Origin of the sequence: Kitasatospora sp. NPDC088264, from assembly GCF_040685715.1 — a bacterium.
Taxonomy (GTDB): domain Bacteria; phylum Actinomycetota; class Actinomycetes; order Streptomycetales; family Streptomycetaceae; genus Kitasatospora.
In genome coordinates this window covers 1-26,950 of record NZ_JBFBIR010000009.1, presented here as the reverse complement: position 1 = coordinate 26,950, position 26,950 = coordinate 1, and the positions used below count along the sequence as shown (strand labels likewise).

19 protein-coding genes are annotated in these 26,950 nt (G+C 73.1%); 12 read left to right on the top strand and 7 right to left on the bottom strand.

Translation table 11 applies throughout. From position 1 onward, the window contains the following. Window positions 1-44: 44 nt before the first annotated feature. The 3 genes from AB0O82_RS09825 to AB0O82_RS09815 all read left to right on the top strand — a co-directional run bounded on the left by AB0O82_RS09825 (window position 45) and on the right by AB0O82_RS09815 (window position 5,570). Window positions 45-1,037, top strand: coding sequence for an amino acid ABC transporter permease (locus AB0O82_RS09825; protein ID WP_363581947.1), 993 nt, complete (start codon window positions 45-47; stop codon window positions 1,035-1,037). Continuing rightward, window positions 1,034-3,085 (top strand): FAD/NAD(P)-binding protein, encoded by a 2,052-nt coding sequence (locus tag AB0O82_RS09820; RefSeq protein ID WP_363581945.1) that lies wholly within the window; start codon window positions 1,034-1,036, stop codon window positions 3,083-3,085. The genes AB0O82_RS09825 and AB0O82_RS09820 overlap by 4 nt, the downstream gene beginning before the upstream one ends. Window positions 3,086-3,284: 199 nt before the next feature. After that, window positions 3,285-5,570: an FdhF/YdeP family oxidoreductase gene (locus tag AB0O82_RS09815; protein WP_363581943.1), complete on the top strand. Its 2,286-nt coding sequence runs from the start codon at window positions 3,285-3,287 to the stop codon at window positions 5,568-5,570. 53 nt (window positions 5,571-5,623) lie between these two features. Here AB0O82_RS09815 and AB0O82_RS09810 read toward each other — a convergent pair whose 3' ends face one another. Further along, a complete protein-coding gene (locus AB0O82_RS09810) occupies window positions 5,624-7,237 on the bottom strand; it encodes an NlpC/P60 family protein (RefSeq protein WP_363581941.1) in 1,614 nt (537 codons plus the stop codon). 333 nt (window positions 7,238-7,570) lie between these two features. On the opposite strand from AB0O82_RS09810, the gene AB0O82_RS09805 reads away from it, so the two are divergent. Together AB0O82_RS09805 and AB0O82_RS09800 are read left to right on the top strand one after the other, a co-directional pair. Next, window positions 7,571-8,755, top strand: coding sequence for an inorganic phosphate transporter (locus AB0O82_RS09805; RefSeq protein ID WP_363581939.1), 1,185 nt, complete (start codon window positions 7,571-7,573; stop codon window positions 8,753-8,755). 26 nt (window positions 8,756-8,781) lie between these two features. After that, complete coding sequence (locus AB0O82_RS09800) at window positions 8,782-9,030, top strand: hypothetical protein (RefSeq protein WP_063347835.1); 249 nt, start codon at window positions 8,782-8,784, stop codon at window positions 9,028-9,030. Window positions 9,031-9,131: 101 nt separating this feature from the next. Here AB0O82_RS09800 and AB0O82_RS09795 read toward each other — a convergent pair whose 3' ends face one another. Then, window positions 9,132-10,679: an MDR family MFS transporter gene (locus AB0O82_RS09795; protein WP_063347836.1), complete on the bottom strand. Its 1,548-nt coding sequence runs from the start codon at window positions 10,677-10,679 to the stop codon at window positions 9,132-9,134. 197 nt (window positions 10,680-10,876) lie between these two features. After that, entirely contained in the window at window positions 10,877-11,326 is a 450-nt protein-coding gene (locus AB0O82_RS09790) for a MarR family transcriptional regulator (RefSeq protein WP_363581937.1), read from the bottom strand. A 112-nt stretch (window positions 11,327-11,438) separates the two neighbouring features. Between AB0O82_RS09790 and AB0O82_RS09785 the strand changes: the two genes are divergently transcribed. After that, window positions 11,439-12,491, top strand: a complete 1,053-nt coding sequence (locus AB0O82_RS09785; RefSeq protein ID WP_363581935.1) for an ABC transporter permease — start codon at window positions 11,439-11,441, stop codon at window positions 12,489-12,491. Window positions 12,492-12,560: 69 nt separating this feature from the next. Here the strand turns inward: AB0O82_RS09785 and AB0O82_RS09780 are convergent, their stop codons facing one another. From AB0O82_RS09780 to AB0O82_RS09765, 4 genes are all read right to left on the bottom strand, one after another. Continuing rightward, the gene (locus AB0O82_RS09780) at window positions 12,561-13,781 is read right to left on the bottom strand and encodes an ROK family transcriptional regulator (protein ID WP_363581933.1); all 1,221 of its coding nucleotides are present in this window, start codon (window positions 13,779-13,781) and stop codon (window positions 12,561-12,563) included. An 18-nt stretch (window positions 13,782-13,799) separates the two neighbouring features. Beyond that, window positions 13,800-14,342, bottom strand: coding sequence for a GtrA family protein (locus AB0O82_RS09775; protein WP_363581931.1), 543 nt, complete (start codon window positions 14,340-14,342; stop codon window positions 13,800-13,802). Between the two features lie 91 nt (window positions 14,343-14,433). Then, on the bottom strand, window positions 14,434-16,830 hold the full coding sequence (gene lon / locus AB0O82_RS09770) for an endopeptidase La (protein WP_363581929.1): 2,397 nt from the start codon (window positions 16,828-16,830) through the stop codon (window positions 14,434-14,436). A gap of 167 nt (window positions 16,831-16,997) precedes the next feature. Then, entirely contained in the window at window positions 16,998-17,795 is a 798-nt protein-coding gene (locus tag AB0O82_RS09765) for a rhomboid-like protein (RefSeq protein WP_363581928.1), read from the bottom strand. Between the two features lie 565 nt (window positions 17,796-18,360). Here AB0O82_RS09765 and AB0O82_RS09760 point away from each other — a divergent pair. From AB0O82_RS09760 to AB0O82_RS09735, 6 genes are all read left to right on the top strand, one after another. Beyond that, window positions 18,361-19,098 carry a response regulator transcription factor gene (locus AB0O82_RS09760; RefSeq protein WP_063351140.1) on the top strand — a complete coding sequence of 246 codons (738 nt, stop codon included), beginning with the start codon at window positions 18,361-18,363 and terminating at the stop codon, window positions 19,096-19,098. Between the two features lie 92 nt (window positions 19,099-19,190). Further along, entirely contained in the window at window positions 19,191-20,321 is a 1,131-nt protein-coding gene (locus tag AB0O82_RS09755; protein ID WP_063347842.1) for a HAMP domain-containing sensor histidine kinase, read from the top strand. A 282-nt stretch (window positions 20,322-20,603) separates the two neighbouring features. Next, complete coding sequence (locus AB0O82_RS09750) at window positions 20,604-24,374, top strand: multifunctional oxoglutarate decarboxylase/oxoglutarate dehydrogenase thiamine pyrophosphate-binding subunit/dihydrolipoyllysine-residue succinyltransferase subunit (protein ID WP_363581926.1); 3,771 nt, start codon at window positions 20,604-20,606, stop codon at window positions 24,372-24,374. Between the two features lie 126 nt (window positions 24,375-24,500). Then, on the top strand, window positions 24,501-24,680 hold the full coding sequence (locus AB0O82_RS09745; protein WP_063347844.1) for a DUF6104 family protein: 180 nt from the start codon (window positions 24,501-24,503) through the stop codon (window positions 24,678-24,680). 225 nt (window positions 24,681-24,905) lie between these two features. Further along, on the top strand, window positions 24,906-25,814 hold the full coding sequence (locus AB0O82_RS09740; RefSeq protein ID WP_363581924.1) for a DUF4097 family beta strand repeat-containing protein: 909 nt from the start codon (window positions 24,906-24,908) through the stop codon (window positions 25,812-25,814). 1 nt (window position 25,815) lies between these two features. Beyond that, the gene (locus AB0O82_RS09735; RefSeq protein WP_363581922.1) at window positions 25,816-26,847 is read left to right on the top strand and encodes a PadR family transcriptional regulator; all 1,032 of its coding nucleotides are present in this window, start codon (window positions 25,816-25,818) and stop codon (window positions 26,845-26,847) included. Window positions 26,848-26,950 lie beyond the last annotated feature (103 nt).

Here is a 26,950-nt window from a genome sequence, read left to right as displayed (position 1 = left end):
CCCGTACCTCCCGCCCGCCCGCACCTCCGCCAGGAGCCGCCGCCATGGCCACCCCGCAGGACCTCCTCCCCGCCCGCTCCACCCCCACCCCCGCGGGCGCCACCGCCCCCGACCGCCCCGACCGCCCCGGCCCGCCGCCCGACCCCGCCGCCCGGATCGTCGCCCGCCGCCGGCCCGGGCAGTGGGTCTGCGCCGGGATCGCGCTGCTGCTGGCCGCGATGGCCGTCAACTCCGTGGTGCGCAACAAGGCCTTCCAGTGGGACGTGGTCGCCGACTGGTTCACCGCCGGGTCGGTGCTCAACGGCCTCACCCTGACCCTCTGGCTCACCGCCGTCACCCTCGCCCTCGGCTTCGTCCTCGGCACCGGCCTCGCCGTCATGCGGATGTCCGGCAACCCGGTGCTGCGCACCCTGGGTTGGGGCTACATCTGGATCTTCCGCTCCACCCCGCCGCTGGTGCAGCTGCTGTTCTTCTTCAACATCGGCGCGCTCTACCCGACCCTCGGCCTGGGCATCCCGTTCGGCCCCGAGTTCGTCACCGTCAAGACCGTCAACCTGATCGGCCCCACCCTCACCGCCGTCATCGGCCTCACCCTGCTGGAGACCGCGTACGCCGCCGAGGTGATCCGCGGCGGCATCCTGTCCGTCGACCGCGGCCAGCTGGAGGCCGCCTCGGCGCTCGGCCTCGGCCGGTGGCGGGTGCTGCGCCGGATCGTCGTCCCCCAGGCGATGCGCTCGATCGTGCCGACCGCCGGGAACATGCTGATCAGCGCGCTCAAGGGCACCAGCATCGTCAGCGTGCTGGCCGTCTCCGACCTGCTCTACTCGGTGCAGCTGGTCTACCTGCAGTCGTACCGGGTCATCCCGATGCTGGTGGTCGCCACCATCTGGTACCTGGTGGTCACCACCCTGCTGTCCGTCGGCCAGTACTACGTCGAGCGCCACTACGCCAAGGGCGCCACCCGGGACGGCCTGCCGCCCACCCCGCTCCAGCGGGCCCGGGCCGCCCTACGGCGGCTGCGGGAGGTGGCGGCATGAGTCTTCTGGTGATCGTCGGCGCGGGCCCGCGGGGCACCGGGCTGCTGGAGCGGATCGCCGCCAACGCGGCCGAACTCCTGCCCGCCGAAAGGCCGTTGCACGTCCACCTGGTCGACCCGCACCCGCCCGGCGCGGGCCGGATCTGGCGCCACGAACAGTCCCCGCTGCTGCGGATGAACTCGATGGCCGAGGACGTCACCATGTTCACCGACGAGCGCTCGACCATCGACGGGCCGGTCCGCCCGGGCCCCTCGCTGGCCGAATGGGCGCTCCGGCGGCGGGAGTTCGCGCCCTACCGGGAGGTCGCCGACCCGGCCGTCCGGGCCGAACTGGACGCCCTCGCGCCCACCGACTTCCCCACCCGCCGGGCCCAGAGCGCCTACCTGGACTGGGCGTTCCGCCGCGCCGTCGCCGACCTGCCCCCGCACGTCACGGTCACCGTGCACCGGGACACCGTCCGGCGGATCGACGGCCCGCCCGACGGCCCGCAGACCGTCCACCTCACCGGCCGCACGCTCACCGCCGACCACGTCGCCCTCACCCTCGGCCACCTCGACTCCACCCCGCACCCCCGGTACGCCGCCGACGCCGACTTCGCCGCCCGGCACGGCCGCTTCCACCTCCCGCCCGCCTACTCCGCCGACGCCGACCTGGACGGCATCGTCCCCGGCGAGCACGTCGTGCTGCGCGGCCTCGGCCTGGCCTCCGTCGACCTGGTCGCCCTGCTCACCGAAGGGCGCGGCGGCCGCTTCGAGCCCACCGGGGACGGGCTGCGCTACCGCCCGTCCGGCCGCGAACCGGTGCTGCACCTCGGCTCCCGGCGCGGAGTCCCGTACCACTCCAAGACCGGCTACCGCCTCCAGGGGCCGCCCGCCCCGCTCCCCCGGTACTTCGACGCGACCGCCGTGGACACCGTCCTCGCCACCGGCGGTTCGCTCGAACTCCGGCGCGACTTCTGGCCGTTGATGGCCAAGGAGACCGCCTTCGGGCACTACCACGAGCTGTTCCACGCCCACCCCGAGCGCACCGCGCTGCCCTGGCCGGAGTTCCTGGCCCGGTTCGACCGGCACGACTGGTACTCCCCCGCCCTGGCCGCCCTGGTCGCCGAGGCCGTACCCGACCCGGCCGACCGGATCGACTTCGAACGGCTCGACCACCCGCTGGCCGGCCTCGAACTCGGCTCCGCCGAGGAGCTCCAGCAGCACCTGCGCGCCTACGTCACCGCCGACGCCGACCGCCGCGCCGACCCCGCGCACAGCGCCGACCTCGGTGCCTTCCTCGCCCTGCTCTCGCTGTTCGGCCAGCTCCCGCGCATCCTCGCGACCGGCCGGCTCACCGCCCGCTCGGTCGCCGAGGAGGTGGACGGGTGGTTCTTCGGCTACTTCAGCTACCTCACCTCCGGCCCGCCCGGCTTCCGGCTGCGCCAGCTGCTCGCCCTCTCCGAGGCCGGGATCGTGCGCTTCCTGGGCGCGGGCGTCCGGGTCGAACGGGACGAGGCCACCGGCACCTGGCGGGCCGGCGGCGACACCGTGCCGGGCCACACCGTCGCCGCCACCGCCCTGGTCGAGGCGTACCTGCCCAAGCACCAGCTGACCCGCACCCTCGACCCGGTGCTACGCGAACTGCACCGCGCCGGGCGACTCGTGGAGGAGGTGGTCGCCGACGAGGACTACACCCACCGCTCCGGCCTGGTCACCATCGCCCCCGGCGACAGCCGGCTGCTCGACCCGGCCCTGGGCGGCGCCCCGCACCCCCGGCGCACCGCACTCGGCCCGCACACCAGCCTGCGCGCCGCCGCCGCCTTCGCCCGGCCCCGCACCAACTCCCCGGGATTCCGGCAGAACGACGCCGCCGCCCGCGCGCTGCTGCGGGCGCTGGCCGCGCTCCCGGCCGCCGCCCCGGGGCCCGTCGACGATCCCCCGCCCGCCCGCCGCCGCCAGGGCACCCGCCTCGCCGCGCTGTCGGCGGTCGCCGCCCCTGCTCCGCCGTGCGGTCAGCGCACCCCGCCACCGCCGCGCCCGCCCTCCGGCCGGACGAGGGGGGCCTGAGGGCGGGCCCCGGGGTGGGCCCGGCAGCGGGTTCCAGGGCCCACCCCGGCCTCTCCGACTCCACCGACGCCCGTTCGGCCCCCCTCCCCCCGCCTTCACCCGGATGGAAGGATGGGCCCTGAGCCCCCGCGACGAAGCGGCGGGCCCGACGGCCCCGGTGTCGCGGCCGCCGGACGAGCAGAGCCGAGGAGAAGCGGTCATGGCCAAGCAGGCCCCGCAGAGCGACCCGGCGCAGGACGCCCCCGAGGTGTCCGCGCCCCAGCACGCGGCGGCCGGGCTGCCCGCGGTCGGCCACAGCCTGCGGATGGCCGCCGAGCAGATGGGCCCCCTCCGCACCCTCGCCACGCTGCGCAAGGTCAACCAGCCGGACGGCTTCGACTGCCCCGGCTGCGCCTGGCCGGAGCCGGGGAAGACGCACACGGCGGAGTTCTGCGAGAACGGCGCCAAGGCCGTCGCCGAGGAGGCCACCGAGCGCCGGATCCGCGCCGAGTTCTTCGCCGCCCACCCGGTCGCCGAGCTGGCCGGGCGCTCCGGCTACTGGCTGGGCCAGCAGGGCCGCCTCACCCAGCCGATGCTGCTCGACGAGGGCGCCACCCATTACACGCCGGTCTCCTGGGACGACGCCTTCGCGCTGATCGCCGAGGAACTGCGCGCCCTGGACACCCCGGACGGCGCCGCCTTCTACACCTCCGGGCGGACCAGCAACGAGGCCGCCTTCGCGTACCAGCTGTTCGCCCGCCGGCTGGGCACCAACAACCTGCCGGACTGCTCCAACATGTGCCACGAGTCGTCCGGTTCGGCGCTCACCGAGACGCTCGGCGTCGGCAAGGGCAGCGTCAGCCTCAAGGACCTCTACCAGGCCGACCTGATCATCGTGGCCGGCCAGAACCCGGGCACCAACCACCCCCGGATGCTCTCCGCGCTGGAGCGCGCCAAGCGGGCCGGCGCCACCATCGTGAGCGTGAACCCGCTGCCGGAGGCCGGCCTGGAGCGCTTCAAGAACCCGCAGCACGCGCGCGGCCTGGTCGGCCACGGCACCAAGCTGACCGACCTGTTCCTACAGATCCGCCTCGGCGGGGACCTGGCGCTGTTCCGCGCGCTCAACCGGATGATCCTGGAGCAGGACGGCGTCGACCGCGCCTTCGTCACCGAACACTGCCACGGCTTCGAGGAGTTCGAGGCGCAGGCGGAAACGACCGACCGCGCCGAGGTGCTCGCCGCGACCGGCCTGCCGTGGGAGCAGATCGAGGAGCTCGGCCGGCTGGTGCTGGGCTCCCGGAAGATCATCGTCTGCTGGGCGATGGGCCTCACCCAGCACAAGCACGCCGTCCCGACCATCCGCGAGGTGGTCAACTTCCTGCTGCTGCGCGGCAACGTCGGCCGCCCGGGCGCCGGGGTCTGCCCGGTGCGCGGGCACAGCAACGTCCAGGGCGACCGGACGATGGGCATCTTCGAGCGGCCCTCGACGGCCTTCCTGGACGCGCTCGGCGAGGAGTTCGGCTTCGAGCCGCCGCGCGCGCACGGCCTCGACTCGGTGGACACCATCCGGGCGATGCGCGACGGCCGGGTCGGGGTGTTCTTCGCGATGGGCGGCAACTTCGTCGCGGCCACCCCGGACACCGACGTCACCGAGGCGGCGATGCGCCGCTGCCGGCTGACCGTGCACGTCTCCACCAAGCTCAACCGCTCGCACGTGGTCACCGGCGCCCGCGCACTGATCCTGCCCACCCTGGGCCGCACCGACCGGGACGTCACCGGCGCCGGCGCCCAGTTCGTCAGCGTCGAGGACTCGATGGGCCAGGTGCACTCCTCGCGCGGCGGCCTGCGCCCGCCCGCCCCGGGCCTGCTCTCCGAGACCGCGATCGTCTGCCGGCTGGCCCGCGCCGTCCTCGGCCCCGGGGACACCGTGCCGTGGGAGGACTTCGCCACCGACTACGACACCCTGCGGGACCGGATCGCCCGGGTCGTCCCCGGCTTCGAGGACTACAACGAGAAGGTCCGCCGCCCCGGCGGCTTCACCCTGCCGCACGGCCCGCGCGACTCCCGGACCTTCCCCACCGCGACCGGGAAGGCCAACTTCACCGTCAACCCGCTCACCGCCCCCGAGGTCCCGCCGGGCCGCCTGCTGTTGCAGACGCTGCGCTCGCACGACCAGTACAACACCACCGTCTACGGCCTGGACGACCGCTACCGGGGCATCAAGGGCGGCCGCCGGGTGGTCCTGGTCAACCCGGCCGACGCCGCCGAACTCGGCCTGGCCGAGGGCGACTTCGTCGACCTGGTGAGCGAGTGGCGGGACGGCGTCGAGCGGCGCGCCCCGCACTTCCGGGTGGTCCACTACCCGGTGGCCCGCGGCGGCGCGGCGGCCTACTACCCGGAGACCAACGTGCTCGTCCCGCTGGACTCCACCGCCGACATCAGCAACACGCCGACCTCCAAGGCCGTGGTCGTCCGCTTCGAGCCGGACACCGGCGCCCCGGCGTGACGCACGCGAAGGCCGCCCGGCGTCCGCGGACGCCGGGCGGCCTTCCTCATGACTCAGTTGGTGCCGAGCGGCAGTGTCGCGGTGGCGCTGCCCGGGGCCCCGGCGCTCGCCGAGCCGGTGGTGGTGGAGGCGGCGGTGCCGGTGGAACCCGGGGTGCCGGCGCCGGTCGGGGTGGGCGTCGCCGGGCCCGTGCCGGTCGGCGCCGGGGTGCCCGTCCCGGTCGGGGCGGGCGTGCCGGTCCCGGTGCCGGTCCCGGTCGGCGTCGGGGTGGGCGTGCCGGGGGCGGTGGTGCCGGTGCCGGACGGCGTCCCCGGGTCGGTGGGCGTTCCGGTGCCGGACGGCGTGCCGGTGCCGGTGTCCGCGGGCGTGCCCGGGGCGGTGGACGGCGTGCCCGGGGTGGCCGGCGGGTCGGCGGGCGTGCCGGGGGCCGGGGCGGTCGGGACCTGGTTGGCCGGGCTGGGCGCGATCGGGGTGACGGTGTCCCAGCCGGCGGGCAGGTCGGGCACCTTCCAGCTGCCGCCGGCCTCGTCCGCCGCGCCGGACGGGTCGGGCCGCACCGCCCCGAGGATCGGCATCGAGCCGATCGGCGACACCTTGATGACGGCGCCCGGCCGAGGTGCCTGGACGACCAGCCCGCCGCCGATGTACATCGCGACGTGCGTGGCGCCCTCGAAGTAGATGACCAGGTCGCCGGGGCGGAGCTGGTTCAGCGCGATGTGCGGGAGCTGGGCCCACTGCTCCTGGCTGGTGCGCGGGATCGGCAGCCCGGCGTGCAGCCAGGCCTGCGAGGTGAGGCCCGAGCAGTCGTAGGAGTCCGGCCCCGCGCCGCCCCACAGGTACGGCTTGTTGAGCTGGGCGAGCGCGAAGGCGACGGCGGTGCGGCCGGCCGCCGACGGGGTGCGCTCGCCCTTGCCGAGGGCGCCGGAGGCGAGGAAGGCGAGCTGGGCCTCGTCGGCCTTGGCCTTCTCCAGCTTCTCCAGTTCGGTGCGCTGGGCGCCGGTGAGCGAGGAGACCAGCTGCTCGACGGAGGCGAGGTCGGTGGCGACCTTGGCCTTGGCGGCGTCCTGCTGGGTGACCAGCGTCTGGGAGGTCCTGAGCGCGTCCTCGGTCTGCTTCGTCAGGCCGGCGAGGGCCTCGCGGTCGGTCTTCAGCCGGTCCAGGAACTCGGACTGCGAGCGGCTGGCGGCGGTGAGCAGTTCCGCGATGGTGACGGCCTCGTACGGGTCCTTGGAGAGCAGCAGTTCGGCGTAGGCGGAGGCGGCGCCGTTGCGGTACTGGGCGGCGGCGAGCTGGGAGGCGATGTCGGTGCCGGCGTCGACCTGCTTCTGCTGGCGGTCCAGCCGGCCCTGGAGGTCGGTGAGCGCGGCCTGCTGCTCGGCGACCTTGGCGACGGCGCCGTTGTACTGCTCGGTGGCGGTCTCGGCGCTCTGGTAGAGCGTGTGCAGCTGGTCGAGCAGCGGGCCGAGGGTGGCCTTGGCGGCGGCGAGCGGGTCGTCGCCCGGGCTGGCCGCGGTGATCGAGGCGCCCGGATCGGGGGCGGCGTACGCGGCCTGCGCGGCGAGCGGGAGGGCGAGCGCGGCGGCCGCGAGGGCGGCTCCGCAACGCAGTGCCGCCCTCAGCCAGGGCCGTACGACTGCCGATTCAGTGCGCTGTGCAGCCCCGCCCATGGGTTGGTCCTCCCCGCCCCAGCCTGTCACCGGCGTCCCCGGATCCCGCAGATCCTCCCACGGGTTACTCACCGGAAACAGGGCGCATCCGGACTGGGAGGTTAATTCTCGGTTGATCTGTGAGACAGCTCTCAGCAAACCGGAGCGAACCGGGGCGAACTTCGCTAATGTCCAGCTCAGCGCGACCGCCGACACCCCTCCGAAAGCTTCCGGACACCACTGGGACACCAGCGGAACCACGATTCCCGGCTCAGTTCACCTTCCGTTTACCAAACAGACCTACGGTCGCGACGACACCAACGTCCGTGCGACAACTACGACGATTGTTTGGGTATGGAACACATCTCGTTCCTGGTAGCCGTTGTGATCATCACGGCGCTCGCCTTCGACTTCACCAACGGGTTCCACGACACCGCCAACGCGATGGCCACCTCCATCGCGACGGGAGCCCTCAGGCCGAAGGTCGCGGTCACCATCGCGGCCGTCCTCAACTTCGCGGGCGCGTTCCTGTCCGTGAAGGTCGCCACCACCATCTCCGGCGGCATCGTCAACGAGAAGAGCGGCATCCACCCCGAGATCATCTTCGCCGCACTGGCGGGCGCGATCCTCTGGAACCTGCTGACCTGGCTGCGCGGCCTGCCGTCCAGTTCCTCGCACGCGCTGTACGGCGGCCTGATCGGCGCCACCGTGGTCGGCGTCGGCATGAACGGCGTCAACTTCGACACCGTCCTCTCCAAGATCCTGATCCCGGCGATCGCCTCCCCGCTGGTCGCCGGCCTGGCCTCCTGGGGCGCCACCAAGCTGGCCTACGCGATCACCCGCAAGGGCAACGAGGCCACCGCCACCAAGGGCTTCAAGACCGGCCAGATCTTCTCGTCCTCGCTGATCTCGCTCGCGCACGGCACCAACGACGCCCAGAAGACGATGGGCATCATCACCCTGACCCTGGTGTCGGTCGGCGCCCTGCCGCACGGCGCGCTGCCGCCCACCTGGGTGATCATCTCCGCGGGCGCCGCGATCGCGCTCGGCACCTACATGGGCGGCTGGCGGATCATCCGCTCGATGGGCAAGGGTCTCGCCGACATCAAGGCGCCGCAGGGCTTCGCCTCCGAGTCGGCCGCCGCGACCGTCATCCTGACCTCCTCGCACATGGGCTTCGGCCTCTCCACCACCCAGGTCTGCTCCGGCGGCATCATGGGCGCCGGCCTCGGCGGCCCGAAGGCCGAGCTGCGCTGGAGCCTGGTGCGCCGCATGGTCTACACCTGGGCGCTGACCCTGCCGGCCGCCGCGCTGGTCTCGGGCGGTGCCGCGCTGCTGGTCCGCCAGGGCACCTGGGGCATCGTCCTGGTGGGCGCCGTGCTGGTGGCCGGCTCCGGCGCGATGTGGCTGATCTCCCGCCGCCAGCCGATCAGCGCGGACAACGTCAACGACGTCAACGACGTCACCCCGGTGGAGATCCCCGCCACCGCCGCCCCCGCGAACACCCCCACCCCCGCCTCGACCACGGTCGCGGCCTGAGCGCCGCAGGCTGAGGAGCACCCGCCATGCACATCAAGTGGAACGCCCTGGCCCAGACCGCCGGTGCCAGCTTCGGCATCACCGTCGCCGTGGTCTCCGTCTTCGCGCTCGGCATCCTGGCCCTGTCCCGCCGCGAGGCCGCGCTGAGCGCCCGCGAGGGCGAGGCCGCCCAGGAGCCGGGCGGCGGCCGGCTGGCCCTGGCCGGCGCCTACGCCTGCTTCGGCCTCTGCGCCGCGGCCGTCGTCTACGGCCTGGTCCTGATCGCCGCGCCGTAGGCGCGGTCCGACGGTTCCCGCCGTCCGCGCGCGGGACGAACCGAACGGGCCGGGGAGTGTGATCCACACTCCCCGGCCCGTTCGCGCGTCCCCGCCCGGAGTCAGCCCTGCTGGCTGGTCTTCAGCGCGGTCTCCCGGATGAACAGCACCGTGACGAAGGCCAGCGCCGCGAACGGCGCGGCCCACAGGAAGACGGTGCCGACGCCGTGCCCGAACGCGTCCGTCACCAGCGGGACGATCGGGGCGGGCAGCTTGTGCAGGTCCGGGATGCCCCCGCCGCCGGCCGCGCTCGCGGCCGGGATGTGCGCGGCGGCCAGGTTCTCCGCGAGGTAGTGGGTCACCTTGCTGTTCATCAGCGCGCCGAGCGCGGAGACGCCCATCGCGCCGCCCATGGTGCGGAAGAAGGTCACCACGGAGCTGGCCGCGCCGAGCTCGTGGCGCGGCACCGTGTTCTGCACCGCGAGCACCAGGTTCTGGCTGGTCAGGCCGAGGCCGATGCCGGTGATCGCCATGTAGACGCAGAGCAGCTTGTAGTCGGTGTCGGCGCGGGCGGTGGCGAGCAGGCCGAAACCGATCGCGAGCAGCGCCGTGCCGGCGACCAGGTAGGCCTTCCACTTGCCGTACTTGGTGATCAGCCGGCCGGCGACGGTGGAGGCGAGCGCCAGGCCGAGGATCATCGGCAGGGTCATCAGGCCGGCCATGGTCGGGGACTTGGCGCGGGCCAGCTGGAAGTACTGGCTGAGGAAGGTGGTCGCGCCGTACATCCCGACGCCGACCAGCACGCTGGCCACCGCGGCCAGGGTGACGGTGCGGTACTTGAAGAGGTCCGGCGGGATGATCGGCTCGGCGGCGCGGCGCTCGATCACCACGGCCAGGGCGCCCAGCAGCAGGCCGCCGCCGACCATCGCGGCGGTCTGCCAGGACAGCCAGTCGTAGTTCGTGCCGGCCAGCGTGATCCAGATCATCAGCAGGCTGACGGCGCCGGTGATGACCAGCGCGCCCAGGTAGTCGATCTTCGCCTTGCGCTTGACCACCGGCAGCTTGAGGGTGCGCTGCACCACCAGGATCGCGGCCAGCGCGAACGGGATGCCGACGTAGAAGCACCAGCGCCAGCCCAGCCACGAGGTGTCCACGATGACGCCGCCGATCAGCGGTCCGCCGATGGTGGCCAGCGCGAAGACCGCGCCGAAGTAGCCGCTGTAACGGCCGCGTTCGCGCGGCGGGACCATCGCGGCCAGACAGATCTGGCCCAGTGCGACCACACCGCCGGCACCGATGCCCTGGAGGGCGCGGCAGGCGATCAGCTCGGCGGTGTTCTGGGAGAGGCCGGCCAGGGCGGAGGTGGCGATGTAGATCAGCAGGGCTATCTGGAGCAGCAGCTTCTTGCTGACAAGGTCGGAGAGCTTGCCCCAGATCGGGGTGGAGGCGGTCAGGGTCAGCAGGGCCGCGGTGATCACCCAGGTGTAGGCGGACTGGCCGCCGTGCAGGTCGGTGAGGATGTGCGGCAGGGCGTTGGAGACGACGGTCGACGAGAGCACGGCCACGAAGAGGCCGAGCAGCAGGCCGGACAGCGCCTCCATCACCTGCCGGTGGGTCATCGGTTGATCGTCGACGGCGGCTCCGACGGTCGCCTCGGCTGTGACGGTCATCTGGGTCCTTCGGCGGGAGGAGTGAGCGGGGGGCGGGGGTGCGCGGGCAGGGAAAATCGTTGCCTTACGCAACCATAGGCCCGATGGTTGACTAAGGCAACTTTCTTCAAGCCCAAGTAAAGGCCTCGCCCCAGCCGCCGCCCCGGGCCCGGCCCCAACCGCCGCGGACCGGCCCCGCCCCGGGGCCCGGCCACCGGTCACTCCGCCGGCGGATCCCCGATCACGTCGTTGAAGCGGTGCAGCAGCACCGCGAAGCGGTCCACGTCCTCCGGCGACCAGCTACCCAGCAGCTCCCGCACCCGCCGCATCCGGACGTCCCGGGCCGCCAGGTAGCGCCGCCGCCCGTCCTCGGTCAGCGAGACCAGCGCGGCCCGACGGTCCAGCGGATCCGTCTCCCGGGCCACCAGACCCAGCTCCTCCAGCGCCCGGATCTGCCGGCTCACCGTGGCCTTGCCGACCGCGAAGTGCACGCCGACGTCCGTCACCCGCACCCGCCCGGCCTGCTCGATGTAGCCGAGCATGCTGTAGGCCATCCCCTCCAGCTCGGGGTGCACCCGGCGTGAGAGCTCCGCCACTCGGGCCCGGCCCCGCCGGAACATCAGCGCGACCTCGCGCTCCACCGCCAGCAGGGATTCCTCGTCACTCACCGCGCCAGTATCCCGCAGCCGCGTTGGCCGGAACGCGGCGCGCGGGGTGCGACAAGCCAACTAGTTCATGGTATGAAGTATCCGTTTTCCCCCAATACACAAGGAGATGTGGATGGCCGCCCCGGGGCAGGGTTTCGTCGCTGAACTGAAGGGCGCGGTCACACCGCGTGCGGCACTGCTCGTGATCGGCGTGCTGCTGCTGCAGCTCGGCTTCATCACCTCGTACGTCGGGGCGCTGCACCACCCGGCCCCGCACGAGCTGTCGATCGCGGTGGTCGCCCCGCCGCAGGTCACCCCCAAGCTGGTCCAGGGGCTGGAATCCGTGCCGGACGACGCCGTCAAGGCCGTCACCGCCCCGGACGCCGAGACGGCCACCCAGCAGATCAAGGACCAGAAGATCTACGCCGCGCTGGTCGTGAACCCGACCGGCACCGAGGACACCCTGCTGGTCGGCGGCGCCCGCGGCACCTCCGCCGCCAAGGCCGCCGAGTCCATCACCACCGCGCTGGACAAGTCCCAGGGCCGCACCGTCAAGGTCGAGGACGTCGTGCCGCTCGCCAAGGGCGACACCAACGGCCTCTCCGCGTTCTACCTGGTCATCGGCTGGTGCGTCGGCGGCTACCTGGTCGCCTCGATCCTCGGCATCAGCGCCGGCTCCAAGCCCGCCAACGTCCACCGCCTGCTGATCCGCCTCGGCGTGCTGGCGCTGTACTCGGTCGGCGCCGGCCTCGGCGGCACGATCATCGCCGGACCGGTGCTGGACGCGCTGCCCGGCTCGATCCTGGCCCTGACCGGCATCGGCGCCCTGGTGGTGTTCACGGTCGGCGCGTTCACCATGGCGCTGCAGTGCCTGTTCGACGTCATCGGCATCGGCGTCGCGGTGCTGATCTTCGTGGTGCTGGGCAACCCGAGCGCCGGCGGCGTCTACCCGGCACCGATGATGCCGCCGTTCTGGCGGGCCATCGGCTCGCTGATCCCGAACGGCGCCGGGACCAGTGCCACCAAGTCGATCGCCTACTTCGGCTCCACCAACCTGGGCATGCCGATCGTGGTCCTGGTGGTCTGGGCGCTGATCGGCATCGGCGTCGCCTACCTGGCCGTGCTGCGCGGCCCGCGCTCCGGCGGCCGCGAGATCGTCGCCGCCGAGGCGTCCTCCGAGGCCTGATCCCCCGCGTTCCTCACCCGGAGCCCCCTGCCGCCCGGCCGGGGGCTCCGGTGCGTCCCGGGCCGGGAGTCAGCCGCCGGCGAACCGGCCCGGGTCCGCGACGACCGCCCGCACCACGCCCACCGCGGCGCCCAGCAGCGGCCCGCGCCGGCCCAGCCGGGACACCGTCAGCCGCTCGTCCGACCAGGGCCGCACCGTCACCCGGGCGGCCAGCTCGGCCCGCATCGCCGGCAGCAGCCAGGACGCCAGCCGGGCGTAGCCGCCGCCCAGCACCACCTCGGCCGGGTCCAGCAGGTTGACCGCCCCGGCGGCCGCGATGCCCAGCGCCGAACCGGCCCCGGCCAGCACCGCGAGGGCCGCCTCGTCCCCGGCCCCGGCCCGCCCGGCGAGCAGCGTCACCCAGTCGCCCCGCGCGCCCGCCGGCCCGGCCGCCCGCAGCACGGCCGCCTCCCCCGCGTACTGCTCCAGGCAGCCGTGCGCGCCGCAGGCGCAGCGGTGGCCGTCCGGGTGGACCGGTACGTGGCCGAACTCGCCCGCGTAGCCGCGCGCCCCGCGCAGCAGCCGCCCGCCGACCACGATCGCCGCGCCGACGCCGGCCTCGGCCGAGACGTACAGGAAGTCCTCCGGGCCGCCGCCCAGCCACCGTTCGGCCAGCCCGCCCAGGTTGGCCTCGTTGTCCGCCTCGACCGGCAGCTCGGCCAGTTCGGCCGCGCCGGCCGCGCGCAGCGCGGGGCGCAGTTCGGCCGCCAGCGGGACGTCCCGCCAGCCCAGGTTGGCGGCCCGCTGGAGCACCCCGCCGGAGGTGCCGACCAGCCCGGGGACGGCCAGGGTCAGCCCGGCCGGGCGCAGGCCCGACTCGGCGACGGCCGCGTGCAGCAGTTCGGCGAGGTCGGCCATGACCGCGGCGGGCCGGCGGCCCCGGTTGCGGACCTCGCGGCGGCGCCAGGTCCGGACCTCGCCGCTCAGGTCGACCACGCAGGCGCCGAGGTGCTCCACGCCGATCTCGGCGCCGAGGCCGCCGGGCCCGAGCGGGTTGAGCCCGAGCGCGGTGCCGGGGCGGCCGACCTTGCCGCTGGGCGCGGCCGGGCCCTCCTCGACGACCAGGCCGCCGGCGATCAGCTGCTCGGCGAGCGAGGAGACGGCGGCCCTGGTCAGGCCGGTCTCGGCGGCCACCTCGGCCCGGGATCGCGGGGCGCGCGCGATCACCCCGAGCACCAGGGCCAGGTTGGCCCGGCGCATCCCCTGCTGGCTGGCGGGCCCGCTCCGAACCGCGTCCGGTTCCCCGCGCATAACCCTCACCTCACGGCCTTATGGCGCATCCCGTGGCATCTCGGGTGCAGCGTAACCGGGTTCGTACCTAGGGTGCGCCCGTTCGGCGGGCCGGGTGAAGACCCACCGCTGCATCGCCCAGAAGCGGAACAGCATCGCGGCGAAGGTGCCGACGACCATCCCGCTGAGGAAGTCCGCGGTCTCCTGGGCGAACGGGCCGACGTACGGCTCGCGCAGGTCCAGGGCGTAGCGGGAGAGTGCCAGCGGCAGGTCGTTGACGGCGATCGCCATGGCGCTGACCAGGAAGAACAGCAGTGCCTCGCGCGGGTGCCCGGCCGTCCGGAAGGCCCAGCGACGGTTGAGCACGTAGGAGACGACGGTCGAGATCACGGTCGCGATCGTCAGCGCGACCACCGGCTTGCGCTCCAGCACGGTGAACTTCAGCTCGAAGTCGATCACCAGGGTGAGGGTGAAGCAGGCGCCGCCGACCAGCAGGAACTTCACCAGCCTGCGGTGCCGCACCAGGAACGGACGCAGCCGGGCCGGCACCCGGGCCAGGGCGCGCTGCGTGGGGGACGGCATCTCCGCAGTGTGGCACGCGCAGACGCCGTCCTCCCGTCGATCCTCCCGTCGATCCTCCCGTCGGTCCGCCCGTCGACCCGGCGCGGCCGGGTCAGGCCGCCGCGGCCAGGACCTTGGCCGGTTCCAGGGCCAGCTCCAGCACCTCCCGCACGTCCGCCACCGGGTGGACGGTGAGCCGCTCCAGCACCTCGGCCGGGACGTCGTCCAGGTCGGCCTCGTTGCGCTTGGGGATGATCACCGTGGTGACGCCGGCCCGGTCGGCGGCGAGCAGCTTCTGCTTCACCCCGCCGATCGGCAGCACCCGCCCGGTCAGCGACACCTCGCCGGTCATCGCCAGGTCGGTGCGCACCTTGCGGCCGGACAGCAGCGAGGCGAGCGCCGTGGTCATGGTGATGCCGGCGCTCGGCCCGTCCTTGGGGACGGCCCCGGCGGGGACGTGCAGGTGCACGCCGCGGTCGCGCAGCGAGGTGACCGGCAGCTCCAGTTCGGCGCCGCGCGAGCGCAGGTAGGAGAGCGCGATGTGCGCGGACTCCTTCATCACGTCGCCCAGTTGCCCGGTGAGGGTGAGTCCGGTGCCGCCGGTCTCGGCGTCGGCGAGCGAGGCCTCGATGTAGAGGACGTCGCCGCCGGCGCCGGTCACGGCGAGGCCGGTGGCCACGCCGGGGACGGCGGTGCGCCGCTCGGCCGGCGCCTGGGCGGCCTCCGGCACGTGGTGGGGCCGGCCGATCAGGGCGCGCAGCTCGTCCGGGCCGATCGCGGCGGGCAGTTCGCGCTCGCCGAGTTCGGCCTGGGCGGCGATCCTGCGCAGCACCCGGGCGATCGAGCGCTCCAGGTTCCGCACGCCGGCCTCCCGGGTGTACTCCCCGGCCAGTCGGCGCAGCGCCGCCTCGTCGACGCTGACCTGGTCGCCGCCCAGTCCGGCCTTCTCGCGCTGGCGCGGGAGCAGGTGGTCGCGGGCGATGACGACCTTCTCGTCCTCGGTGTAGCCGTCGAGGCGGACGAGCTCCATCCGGTCGAGCAGCGGCTCGGGGATGGCCTCCAGCACGTTGGCGGTGGCGAGGAAGACGACGTCCGAGAGGTCGAGCTCGACCTCCAGGTAGTGGTCCCGGAAGGTGTGGTTCTGCGCCGGGTCCAGCACCTCCAGCAGGGCGGCGGCCGGGTCGCCCCGGTAGTCGGAGCCGACCTTGTCGATCTCGTCGAGCAGGACGACCGGGTTCATCGAGCCGGCCTCCTTGATCGCCCGCACGAGCCGGCCGGGCTGCGCGCCGACGTAGGTGCGCCGGTGGCCGCGGATCTCGGCCTCGTCCCGGACGCCGCCGAGCGCGACCCGGACGAAGGTGCGGCCCATGGCGCGGGCCACCGACTCGCCGAGCGAGGTCTTGCCGACGCCGGGCGGGCCGACCAGCGCCAGCACCGCCCCTCCGCGCCGGCCGCCGACCAGCCCGAGCCCCTGGTCGGCCCGGCGCTTGCGCACCGCGAGGTACTCGACGATGCGGTCCTTCACGTCGGCCAGGCCGGCGTGGTCGGCGTCCAGCACGGCGCGGGCGCCGGCGATGTCGTACGCGTCCTCGGTGCGCTCGTTCCAGGGCAGCTCCAGGACGGTGTCCAGCCAGGTGCGGATCCAGGGGCCCTCGGGAGACTGCTCGGAGGCCCGCTCCAGCTTGTCGACCTCCTTGAGGGCCGCGTCGCGGACCTTCTCGGGCAGGTCGGCGGCCTCGACCCGGGCGCGGTAGTCGCCCTCCTCGTCGGCCGGGTCGCCGTTGAGCTCGGCCAGTTCCTTGCGGACGGCCTCCAGCTGGCGGCGGAGCAGGAACTCCTTCTGCTGCTTGGCCACGCCCTCCTCGACGTCCTTGCGGATGGTGTCGTTGACCTCCTCCTCGGCGAGGTGGTCGCGCAGCAGGGTCAGCGCGTACTCCAGGCGGGCGACCTGGTCGGCCTCCAGCAGCACCTTGAGCTTCTGCTCGGCGGTGGCGAAGGGCGCGTAGCCGATGTTGTCGGCGAGCTCGCCGACGCCCTCGATCTGGGCCACCCGGTCGACGATCTGCCAGGCGCCGCGCCTGCGCAGCCACTGGGTGGACAGCGCCTTGTACTCCTTGACCAGCTCGGCGGCCCGGCCGGCCACCGGGGTGTCCACCGAGGACTCCCGGAAGGGCGTGGTCTCCACCCAGAGGGCGGCGCCGGGGCCGGTGGTGCCGGCCCCGATGCGGACCCGGCGCACGGCGCGCACCAGCGCGGCCGGCTCCCCGTCGGCCAGTCGGCCGACCTGTTCGACGGTGGCCAGGGTGCCGACCGCCGCGTACGAGCCGTCCACCCGCGGGACCAGCAGGACCTGCGGCTTGCCGGTGCCGGTGGCCGCCGCGCGGGCGGCCTCGACCGCGGCGCGCACCTCGGTGTCCTTGAGGTCCAGCGGGACGACCATGCCCGGCAGGACGACCTCGTCGTCGAGCGGCAGCACGGGCAGGGTGAGCGGTGTGGACGTCGATGCCATGATCTCTCCCCAGTCAGTGAAGTTGAGTCGACCTGACTAAGGCCTGGCGCGCGCCGGATGTTCCCGGGGCGGCGTTCGCCGTGAGCGAACAGGAGCGGGTGTGGAGCGAGCAGGGGGAGGGCGAGGGAAGTGCCGTCAAAAGCGCCCGGGGGCGACACCCGGAAGGGTCAGCGCACGTCCAGGACCGGAGCGCCGCCCGGCGCGGGCGAGGAGCCCGCGGCCGGCGCCTCGACCCGGCGCGTCCGCGGCTTCGGCCGCGGCCGGCGGGCCTGGGCCCGGCGCAGCCAGCGCCACAGCGCCACCCCGGTGAGCACCGCGGCCGGGTGCCCCACGGCGGTGACCAGGTCCCGCTCGGTGAGGATCTGCTCGGCGATCAGCAGCCCGGCGCCGCCGAGCGCGACCAGCCGCCCGCGCCACGGCAGCAGCCCGGCCACCGCGCCCAGACAGGTGAGCACGCCGTAGCTGACGCCGATGTCCAGGTAGTCCAGTGCCCCGGCCTCCATCCGCCCGGTCTCCACCGCGGTGATCACCACGCCCTGGGACAGCAGCGTGGCCGTGACGTGCCCGATCGCGAAGACCGCCGCCGCCCGGGCGGGGCCGATCCGGCGCTCCAGCGGCGCGAGGGTGACGGCGAATCCCCACAGGTACGGCATCCACACCTCGCCGGCCACCCAGAAGCCGCTGAGCACCAGCGCGCGCAGGGGGTGCTGCAGGAGGTTGTGGCCGTCGGAACTGGAGGCCTCCTGCAGCCGCTGCACGAGTTCCGGATCGGCGAGTTTGGCAAAGGTCGTGGTGGCGCCCACCACGGCGAGATAGCCGAGGGTGAAGGGGTTTCGCCGGGGTGTCGGCACCCGCGCCAGCAGCCACTCGACGACGCCGGTGCGCAGACCGTGCCGGAGCATCCCGTACGGCGGGCCGGCGGGCGGCGCCCCGACCCGTCCGGCACCTCGCCGCAGTCCAGCCATGCCGCCCTCCGCTCCACGCCGGCAGCCACCGGCCCCTCACCCAGGTGCCCAACGTACCGGCGCGCGCCGCGGATCCCGCCCTGCGGGGGCGTTGTCGTGGCCACGTTACGTCGAGGTTCTGAGAGGCATCTGAGAAAAGCCGGTGAAGACCGTCAGGAAACCGGTCGACCGGATTCCTGATATTGGTCCAGACCTTCTTTCGGCGAGCGCGCCGACAGGGGCTCTGACCGGCGACTTGGCGTCAACTCGACTGCATACGTACCGTTACGCAGAGAAAAATCGCCGGGTAAGGTATCGGCCCGTGCCCACTCGTGCAGTGGGCTCCGAGGGCGGCCCGACAGCCGGCCCACGGGCCGGAAACGTCCGGTCCACCTGCCGGGAGGCATCCGCTGTCCGTACGCTGCGAAGTGCGCGGGAGAAGTGGGCGGGCGACAATCCGCCCGCCGACCCGCACGCACGACGGGACGGCGGACCCGGCACAGTCCACGACGGAACAAGACTACGAGCGGAGTCCCGCCATCCCCACAGGTGGCCGGCCCGCAGCCCTGGGGGCGGTGGCGTGACCGTGACAGAACTTCAGCAGGACAACAACCACAGCGGCGGCACGGTGAGCAGCCAACGCAGAGTGCTGGTGGTGGAGGACGAGCCGACGATCGCGGAGTCGATCGCGGCCCGGCTGGGCGCGGAGGGCTTCAAGGTCGCCGTGGCCCACGACGGGCCGGGCGCGGTCGACGGCTTCCACACCTGGCAGCCGGACCTGGTGGTCCTCGACATCATGCTGCCCGGCTTCGACGGCCTTGAGGTGTGCCGCCGGATCCAGGCGCAGCGCCCGGTGCCGGTGCTGATGCTGACCGCGCGCGACGACGAGACGGACCTGCTGGTCGGCCTCGGCGTGGGCGCCGACGACTACATGACCAAACCGTTCTCGATGCGCGAACTGGCCGCCCGGGTCAACGTGCTGCTGCGCCGCGTCGAGCGCGCCCAGCAGGCGGCCCGCACGCCCGCGCTCGGCTCGCTGCGCTTCGGCGAGCTGGAGATCGACCACGTGCAGCGCCGGGTCCGGCTCGCCTCGGGCGACGTCCACCTGACGCCCACCGAGTTCGACCTGCTCGCCTGCCTGGCCGCGCAGCCGCGCGCCGTGCTGACCCGCGAGCAGCTGCTGGCCGAGGTCTGGGACTGGACGGACGCGTCCGGCACCCGCACCGTGGACAGCCACGTCAAGGCGCTGCGCCGCAAGATCGGCGCGAGCTGGATCCGTACCGTCCACGGCGTCGGGTACGCGCTGGAGGCCCCGCTCTCCTAGCGGCGAGCCTCGGGCGACGGGCCTCCGGGGGGCCCGTGTCCCGAACTGCCGCGCACCACGCGGGGGACGTACGCGGGGATCACAGGGGACCAATGACCTTTCCACAGCAACGCAACGGGGACACCGGCGGCACGCGGTCGCAGACGCTGGCCGCCCGCGCCGCCCGCCGGGTCTGGGCCGACATCCGGCCGCTCGACCCGGTCCGCTCGATCAAGGGCAAGCTCGCCCTGCTGGTGATCGTCTCCGTCTTCCTGGCCACCGGCATGGTGGTCGTGGCGATCCGGTCCGAGACCCAGATCCGGATCATCATGGTCTTCTCCATGATCGCCTCGCTGCTCTTCATGCAGTTCCTCGCGCACGGGCTGACCGCCCCCCTGCGCGAGATGACGGCCGCCGCCCGCGCGATGGCCTCCGGCGACTACAGCCGCCGGGTCGAGGTGAACTCGCGCGACGAGATCGGCGAACTGGCGACCACCTTCAACCAGATGGCCGCCGATCTGGGGGCCGCCGACCGGCACCGCCGCGAGCTGGTCGCCAACGTCTCGCACGAGCTGCGCACGCCCATCGCCGCGCTGCGCGCCGTGCTGGAGAACGTGGTGGACGGCGTCGTCCAGCCCAATCCGGCGACCCTGGGGGCCGCCCTGGAGCAGACCGAGCGGCTCGGCCGCCTGGTCACCCACCTGCTGGACCTCTCCAAGATCGACGACGGCGTTGTCGACCTGGACGCCCGCCCCTTCGAGGTGCGCGAGTTCCTGGACGGCGTGCTGCGCGGGGTCACCGTGGACGGCGCGACGGCCGGCGGGGCGTTCTCCCGGCGCGGCGACGTCCGGCTGGCGCTGGAGGTCAGCCCGACCGGCCTGACCGGCGTGGCGGACCCGGAACGGCTCCACCAGGTGGTCGCCAACCTGGTCGACAACGCCTGCAAGCACTCCCCGCCCGGCGGGACCGTGACGGTGCGCGCGCGGCCCGACGGCGGGCCCGGCGGCCTGCTGCTGGAGGTCGAGGACGAGGGCCCGGGCATCCCGCCGGCCGACCGCGGCCGGGTGTTCGAGCGGTTCAGCCGCAGCGGCACCGCGACCGCCCAGGGGCCCGGCTCGGACGGCGGCACCGGCCTCGGCCTGGCCATCGCCCGCTGGGCGGTGGACCTGCACGGCGGTCGGATCGCGGTCGCCGAGTCGCCGCGCGGCTGCCGGATCGAGGTCCGGCTGCCGGGGCAGCGCTGAGGGTCGGATGTGTCACAGAAGCGACACAGACGTACACGAAGATCATTGGATGATCCGCATGGGGCTTTGTCCGGTTTTGCCCGGATATGCCCTATGGGTGGAGGCGATCGCTTCCCCTCAGATACGGCTTTCTAACGCACATTTTCAGCCAAACTGCAGGTCAGGACTGTGATCTGGGCGACGCCTGGGGCCCGGGGACTGCGCGATCACTGGTCAGGGGCGTAGCCTTAATCCCCGCTGTCCAAACATCCCAAAAGGAAGCGGAAGAGGGCGGTTGCCGCCGTGTCGCCACAGTCCCCTGAAACCCCCAATAGCTCGGCTAGCTCCACTGGCTTCGGTCCCAATGAGTGGCTCGTCGATGAGATCTACCAGCAGTACCTCCAGGACCCGAACTCGGTCGACCGAGCCTGGTGGGACTTTTTCGCCGACTACAAGCCCGGTACCGAGGTGACCCCAGTGACCCAGGCCGCGACCCAGGCCGGCCCCACGCCGACCCCTGCCGCTGCCCCCGCGCCCGCTGCTGCTGCTCCGGCCGCGACCGCCCCCGCCGCACCGGCCGCCCCGGCCGCTCCGGCGCCGGCCCCCGCGCCGCTCGCCGCAGCTCCCGTCGCGCCCCCGGCCCCGGCCCCCAAGGCCGCCGCCCCGACCGCTCCGGCCGCTCCGGCCGCCGCCGCGGCGGACGCGCCCGCCGGCCCCGAGCTGATCCAGCTGCGCGGCCCGGCCAAGGCCGTCGCCACCAACATGGACGCCTCGCTGGAGGTGCCGACCGCGACCTCGGTCCGCGCGGTACCCGCGAAGCTGTTGATCGACAACCGCATCGTCATCAACAACCACCTGCAGCGCGCCCGCGGCGGCAAGGTCTCCTTCACCCACCTGATCGGCTACGCCCTGGTCCAGGCCATCAAGGCCGCCCCGGGCATGAACTACAGCTACAAGGTGGAGAACGGCAAGGCCTTCCTGGTCAAGCCCGAGCACGTCAACCTCGGCCTGGCCATCGACCTGGTCAAGCCGAACGGCGACCGCCAGCTCGTCGTCGCGGCCATCAAGAAGGCCGAGACCCTCGACTTCTTCGGCTTCTGGCAGGCCTACGAGGACATCGTCCGCCGGGCCCGCGCCAACAAGCTGACCATGGACGACTTCACCGGCGTCACGGTCTCGCTGACCAACCCCGGCGGCATCGGCACCGTGCACTCCGTGCCGCGCCTGATGCAGAACCAGGGCACCATCGTCGGCGTCGGCGCCATGGAGTACCCGGCCGAGTTCCAGGGCTCCGCCCCGGAGACCCTGTCCCGCCTGGGCGTCTCCAAGATCATGACGCTGACCTCGACCTACGACCACCGCGTCATCCAGGGCGCGGCGTCCGGCGAGTTCCTGCGCGAGATCCACCGCCTCCTCCTCGGCGAGAAGGGCTTCTACGACGAGATCTTCGAGTCGCTGCGGATCCCGTACGAGCCGGTCCGCTGGGCCACCGACGTCGCCACCACCCACGACGACGAGGTCAACAAGACCGCCCGCGTCATGGAGCTGATCCACGCGTACCGCGTGCGCGGCCACCTGATGGCCGACACGGACCCGCTGGAGTACAAGCAGCGCAAGCACCCCGACCTGGACGTCACCACCCACGGCCTCACCCTGTGGGACCTGGAGCGCGAGTTCGCGGTCGGCGGTTTCGGCGGCCAGAAGATGATGAAGCTCCGCGACATCCTCGGCCTGCTGCGCAACACGTACTGCCGCACCGTCGGCGTCGAGTACATGCACATCCAGGACCCGAAGCAGCGCAAGTGGCTGCAGGAGCGCCTGGAGAAGCCCTACTCCAAGCCCGAGCGCGAGGAGCAGCTGCGCATCCTGCGCCGGCTGAACTCGGCCGAGGCCTTCGAGACCTTCCTGCAGACCAAGTACGTCGGGCAGAAGCGCTTCTCGCTGGAGGGCGGCGAGTCGCTCATCCCGCTGCTGGACGCCACCATCGACGCCGCCGCCGAGCACCGCCTCGACGAGGCCGTCATCGGCATGGCCCACCGCGGCCGCCTGAACGTGCTGGCCAACATCGTCGGCAAGCCGTACGGCAAGATCTTCGGCGAGTTCGAGGGCAACCTCGACCCGAAGTCGATGCACGGCTCCGGCGACGTGAAGTACCACCTCGGTTCCGAGGGCACCTTCACCGGCCTGGACGGCGAGACCATCAAGGTCTCGCTCGCCGCGAACCCCTCCCACCTGGAGACGGTCGACCCGGTCGTCGAGGGCATCGCCCGCGCCAAGCAGGACATCCTGGACCAGGGCGGCACCACCTTCCCGGTGCTGCCGATCCAGATCCACGGCGACGCGGCCTTCGCCGGCCAGGGCGTCGTCGCGGAGACCCTGAACATGTCGCAGCTGCGCGGCTACCGCACCGGCGGCACGATCCACCTGGTGGTCAACAACCAGGTCGGCTTCACCGCCGCCCCGGCGTCCTCGCGCTCCTCGATGTACTGCACCGACGTGGCCCGGATGATCGAGGCCCCGATCTTCCACGTCAACGGCGACGACCCGGAGGCCGTGGTCCGCGTCGCGCGGCTCGCCTTCGAGTTCCGCCAGACGTTCCACAAGGACGTCGTGATCGACCTCATCTGCTACCGCCGCCGCGGTCACAACGAGGCCGACAACCCGTCGTTCACCCAGCCGCTGATGTACGACCTGATCGACAAGAAGCGCTCGGTGCGCAAGTTGTACACCGAGGGCCTGATCGGTCGCGGCGACATCACCATGGAAGAGGCGGAGCAGGCGCTCCAGGACTTCCAGGGCCAGCTGGAGAAGGTCTTCGCCGAGGTCCGCGACGCCGCCCAGACCCCGGCCCCGGCCACCGCCGGCAAGCCGGTCGCCGACTTCCCGGTCAACATCCAGACCGGCATCTCCCAGGAGATGGTCAAGCGGATCGCCGCCTCGCAGGTCAACCTGCCGGACTGGCTGACCGTCCACCCGCGCCTGCTGCCGCAGCTCCAGCGCCGCGCCGCCTCCGTCGAGGACAACACCATCGACTGGGCGACGGGCGAGACCCTCGCCATCGGCTCGCTGCTCATGGAGGGCCACCCGGTCCGCCTGGCCGGCCAGGACAGCCGCCGCGGCACCTTCGGCCAGCGGCACGCCGTCCTGATCGACCGCAACACCGGCGAGGACTACACCCCGCTGCAGTACCTCACCGAGGACCAGGCCCGCTACACCGTCTACGACAGCCTGCTGTCGGAGTACGCGGCGATGGGCTTCGAGTACGGCTACTCGCTGACCCGCCCGAACTCGCTGGTCATGTGGGAGGCGCAGTTCGGCGACTTCGTCAACGGCGCGCAGACCGTGGTGGACGAGTACATCGCCTCCGCCGAGCAGAAGTGGGGCCAGCACTCGGGCGTCACCCTGCTGCTGCCGCACGGCTACGAGGGCCAGGGCCCGGACCACTCGTCCGCCCGCCCGGAGCGCTTCCTGCAGCTGTGCGCGCAGAACAACATGACGGTCGCCATGCCGACCCTGCCGTCGAACTACTTCCACCTGCTGCGCTGGCAGGCGCACAACCCGCACCACAAGCCGCTGGTCGTCTTCACCCCGAAGTCGATGCTGCGTCTCAAGGCCGCGGCGAGTGCGACCGAGGAGTTCCTGTCCGGCTCCTTCCGCCCGGTCATCGGTGACAACACCGTCGACCCGGCGCAGGTGCGCAAGGTCGTCATCACCGCCGGCAAGTTCTACTACGACCTGGCGGCGGCCCGCACCGAGCGCGGCGTCACCGACACCGCGATCGTCCGGGTCGAGCGGCTCTACCCGCTGCCGGTGGCCGAGCTCCAGGAGGAGCTCGCCCGCTACGGCGACGACGTCCAGTTCGTCTGGGCGCAGGAGGAGCCGGACAACCAGGGCGCCTGGCCGTTCATCGCGATGAACCTGGTCGACCACCTCCAGGTCGTCGTCGGCCGCAGCGCCAACGGCTCGCGGCTGCGCCGCGTCGCCCGCACGACGGCCTCGTCCCCGGCGGTCGGCTCGGCCAAGCGGCACGCCGCCGAGCAGCAGGCGCTGATCGAAGAGGTCTACTCGCTCTGAGGCCCTGACGCCCCGAGGCGCTGGAGCACCGACGCCCGCGGCCCCCGTCCTCCCCTGGGAGACGGGGGCCGCGGGCGTCCCCGACTATCCTGACCAGGTCAATCCCCATCGGACCGGAGTGAACCCGTGTACTTCACCGACCGCGGCATCGAGGAGCTGCAGAACCGGCGCGGCGACGAGGAGGTCACCTTCGAGTGGCTGGCCGAGCGACTGCGCGAGTTCGTCGACCTCAACCCGGACTTCGAGATCCCCGTCGAGCGGCTGGCCACCTGGCTGGCCCGGCTCGACGACGAGGACGACGAGTGACCGGTGCGGTGCCGTCGCACTGAACCGCTGATGAGGGGCCCGGGAGGCGATCGCCTGCCGGGCCCCTCACGTATCCGCGCCCGCCCGTAGGGGGCGCCTCGGGGGCGGCTCCGGGACGGCTCAGGGACGGGATCCGGGACGGCGCGCTTGACTTGCGCGTCACGCGATATATCGTCTTTGGAAGAGAACGCGATACATCGCGATCGGCAACGGGAGGCGGCAGAGATGAGCCAGTGGACGGTCGAGGGACCCGAGAGGATCACCATCGACGAGGCGGTCCGGGCGCTGCACGTGCGGATCATCGAGGGCACGGTGAACGTGGTGGCGGCCGAGGGCCCGGCCCGCCTGGAGGTCACCGAGCTCCAGGGCGAGCCGCTGCACGTGACCCTGGTGGACGGCGTCCTGACGGTCACCTACAAGGACATCAACAGCTGGGGCGAGTTCGGCGACCGGCTCAAGTCGGTCGACGCGGTCAAGGGCTTCTTCAGCTCCTTCAAGCGCAAGCGCGTCGCCGGCGTCACCCTGACCGTCCCGGCCGACGCCGAGGTCAAGGTCGGCACCGTCTCGGCCGACGCCACCGTCTCCGGGATCACCGGCCACGTCTCGGTGCAGAGCGCCAGCGGCGACGCCACCCTGGTCGGCCTGACCGGCCGCACCGAGGCCAACACCGTCACCGGCGACGTCGACGCCCAGTCGGTGGCCGGCCAGCTCAAGGTCAACACCGTCTCCGGCCAGCTCACCGTCGTCGCCGGCACCGCCGACCGGGTCCAGGCCAACGCCGTCACCGGCGCCGTCACCCTGGACCTCGACGTCGCCAACCCGGCCGACGTCAAGGTCACCACCGTCAGCGGCCCGGTCGTCATCCGGATCCCCTCGCTGGCCGACGCCAAGGTCGAGGCCGGCTCCACCAGCGGCGACATCTCCAGCACCTTCGACGGCCTCAAGCTCAGCGGCAGCTGGGGCGCCAAGCGCCTGTCCGGCCAGCTCGGCGACGGCCGGGGCAGCCTCGCCGTGACCACCGTCTCCGGCGGCGTCACCGTGCTGCGCCGCCCCGACCCCGAGGACGAGGCGCCGGTGGTCGTCAAGGAGCTCCCGGCCGGACTCGGCAAGCCCGACCTCACCAAGGAGGCGTGAGATGACGCCCGTGTTCGGCCACGGCCGGCTCCGGCTCTACCTGCTGAAGCTGCTCGACGAGGCCCCGCGGCACGGCTACGAGGTGATCCGCCTGCTGGAGGAGCGCTTCCAGGGCCTGTACGCGCCCTCCGCCGGGACGGTCTACCCCCGGCTCGCCAAGCTGGAGCAGGAGGGCCTGGTCACCCACAGCACCGAGGGCGGCCGCAAGGTCTACCGGCTGACCGACGCCGGGCGCGCCGAACTGGAAGCCCGACAGGGCGAGTTGGACGACCTGGAAGTGGAGATCCACGACTCCGTGGCGCAGTTGGCCGGGGCGATCCGCGAGGACGTCCGGGACAGCGCCAAGGACCTGCGCGAGGAGCTGTGGCAGGCCGCCCGGCAGGCCCCCCGGCCGGACCGCGCCGAGGGCGGGGACCCGTGGTCCGGACCGTGGGGCGACAACGAGTCCTGGCAGCGCGCCAAGGAGGAGTTCGCCCAGTTCAAGCGGCAGGCCAAGGACCAGGCCAAGCGCGCCCGGGAGCAGGAGAAGGCCGCCAAGGCCAAGGCGAAGGCCGCCGAGGAGGAGGCCCGCAGGCTGCGCGAGCAGGCCAAGGCCTCGCGGACGGCCGCTCAGCAGGAGGCGCTGCGGATCAAGCGCCGGGTCGAGCAGCAGGTGCGGGAGCACGCCGCGAAGGGCGACTGGCCGACCGGCCTGGCCGAGGGCCTGGCCGAGCTGACCAAGGGCCTGTCCGGGCTGGCCGACGCGGCCCGCTGGGGCCAGTCGGCCGACGGGCCGGCCGAGGAGGTCACCGTCACCCGGATCGACCGGGACAAGGACGAGCCGACCACGCCGACCGCCCCGGCCGACCTGCCGCCGTGGGCGCGGACCGACCCGGCCGGCGACCCGGCCCGCGAACTGGAGCGGCTGCTCGACCGCTTCCGCGACCAGGTCCGCGACGCGGCCCGGGACGGCGGCGTGAGCAGCGACAAGCTGGCCGAGGCCCGCTCGGTGCTGGGCTCGGCCGGCGAGCGGCTGAAGCGCCTGCTCGGCTGACCGGCAGGCCGCCGGACCACCACCGGCCCGGCACGCTCCACCGAAGTCGACCGTCGGGCGGATCTGGAGGAAGTTCGACCTCAAGCCGCACCTGCAGGACAGC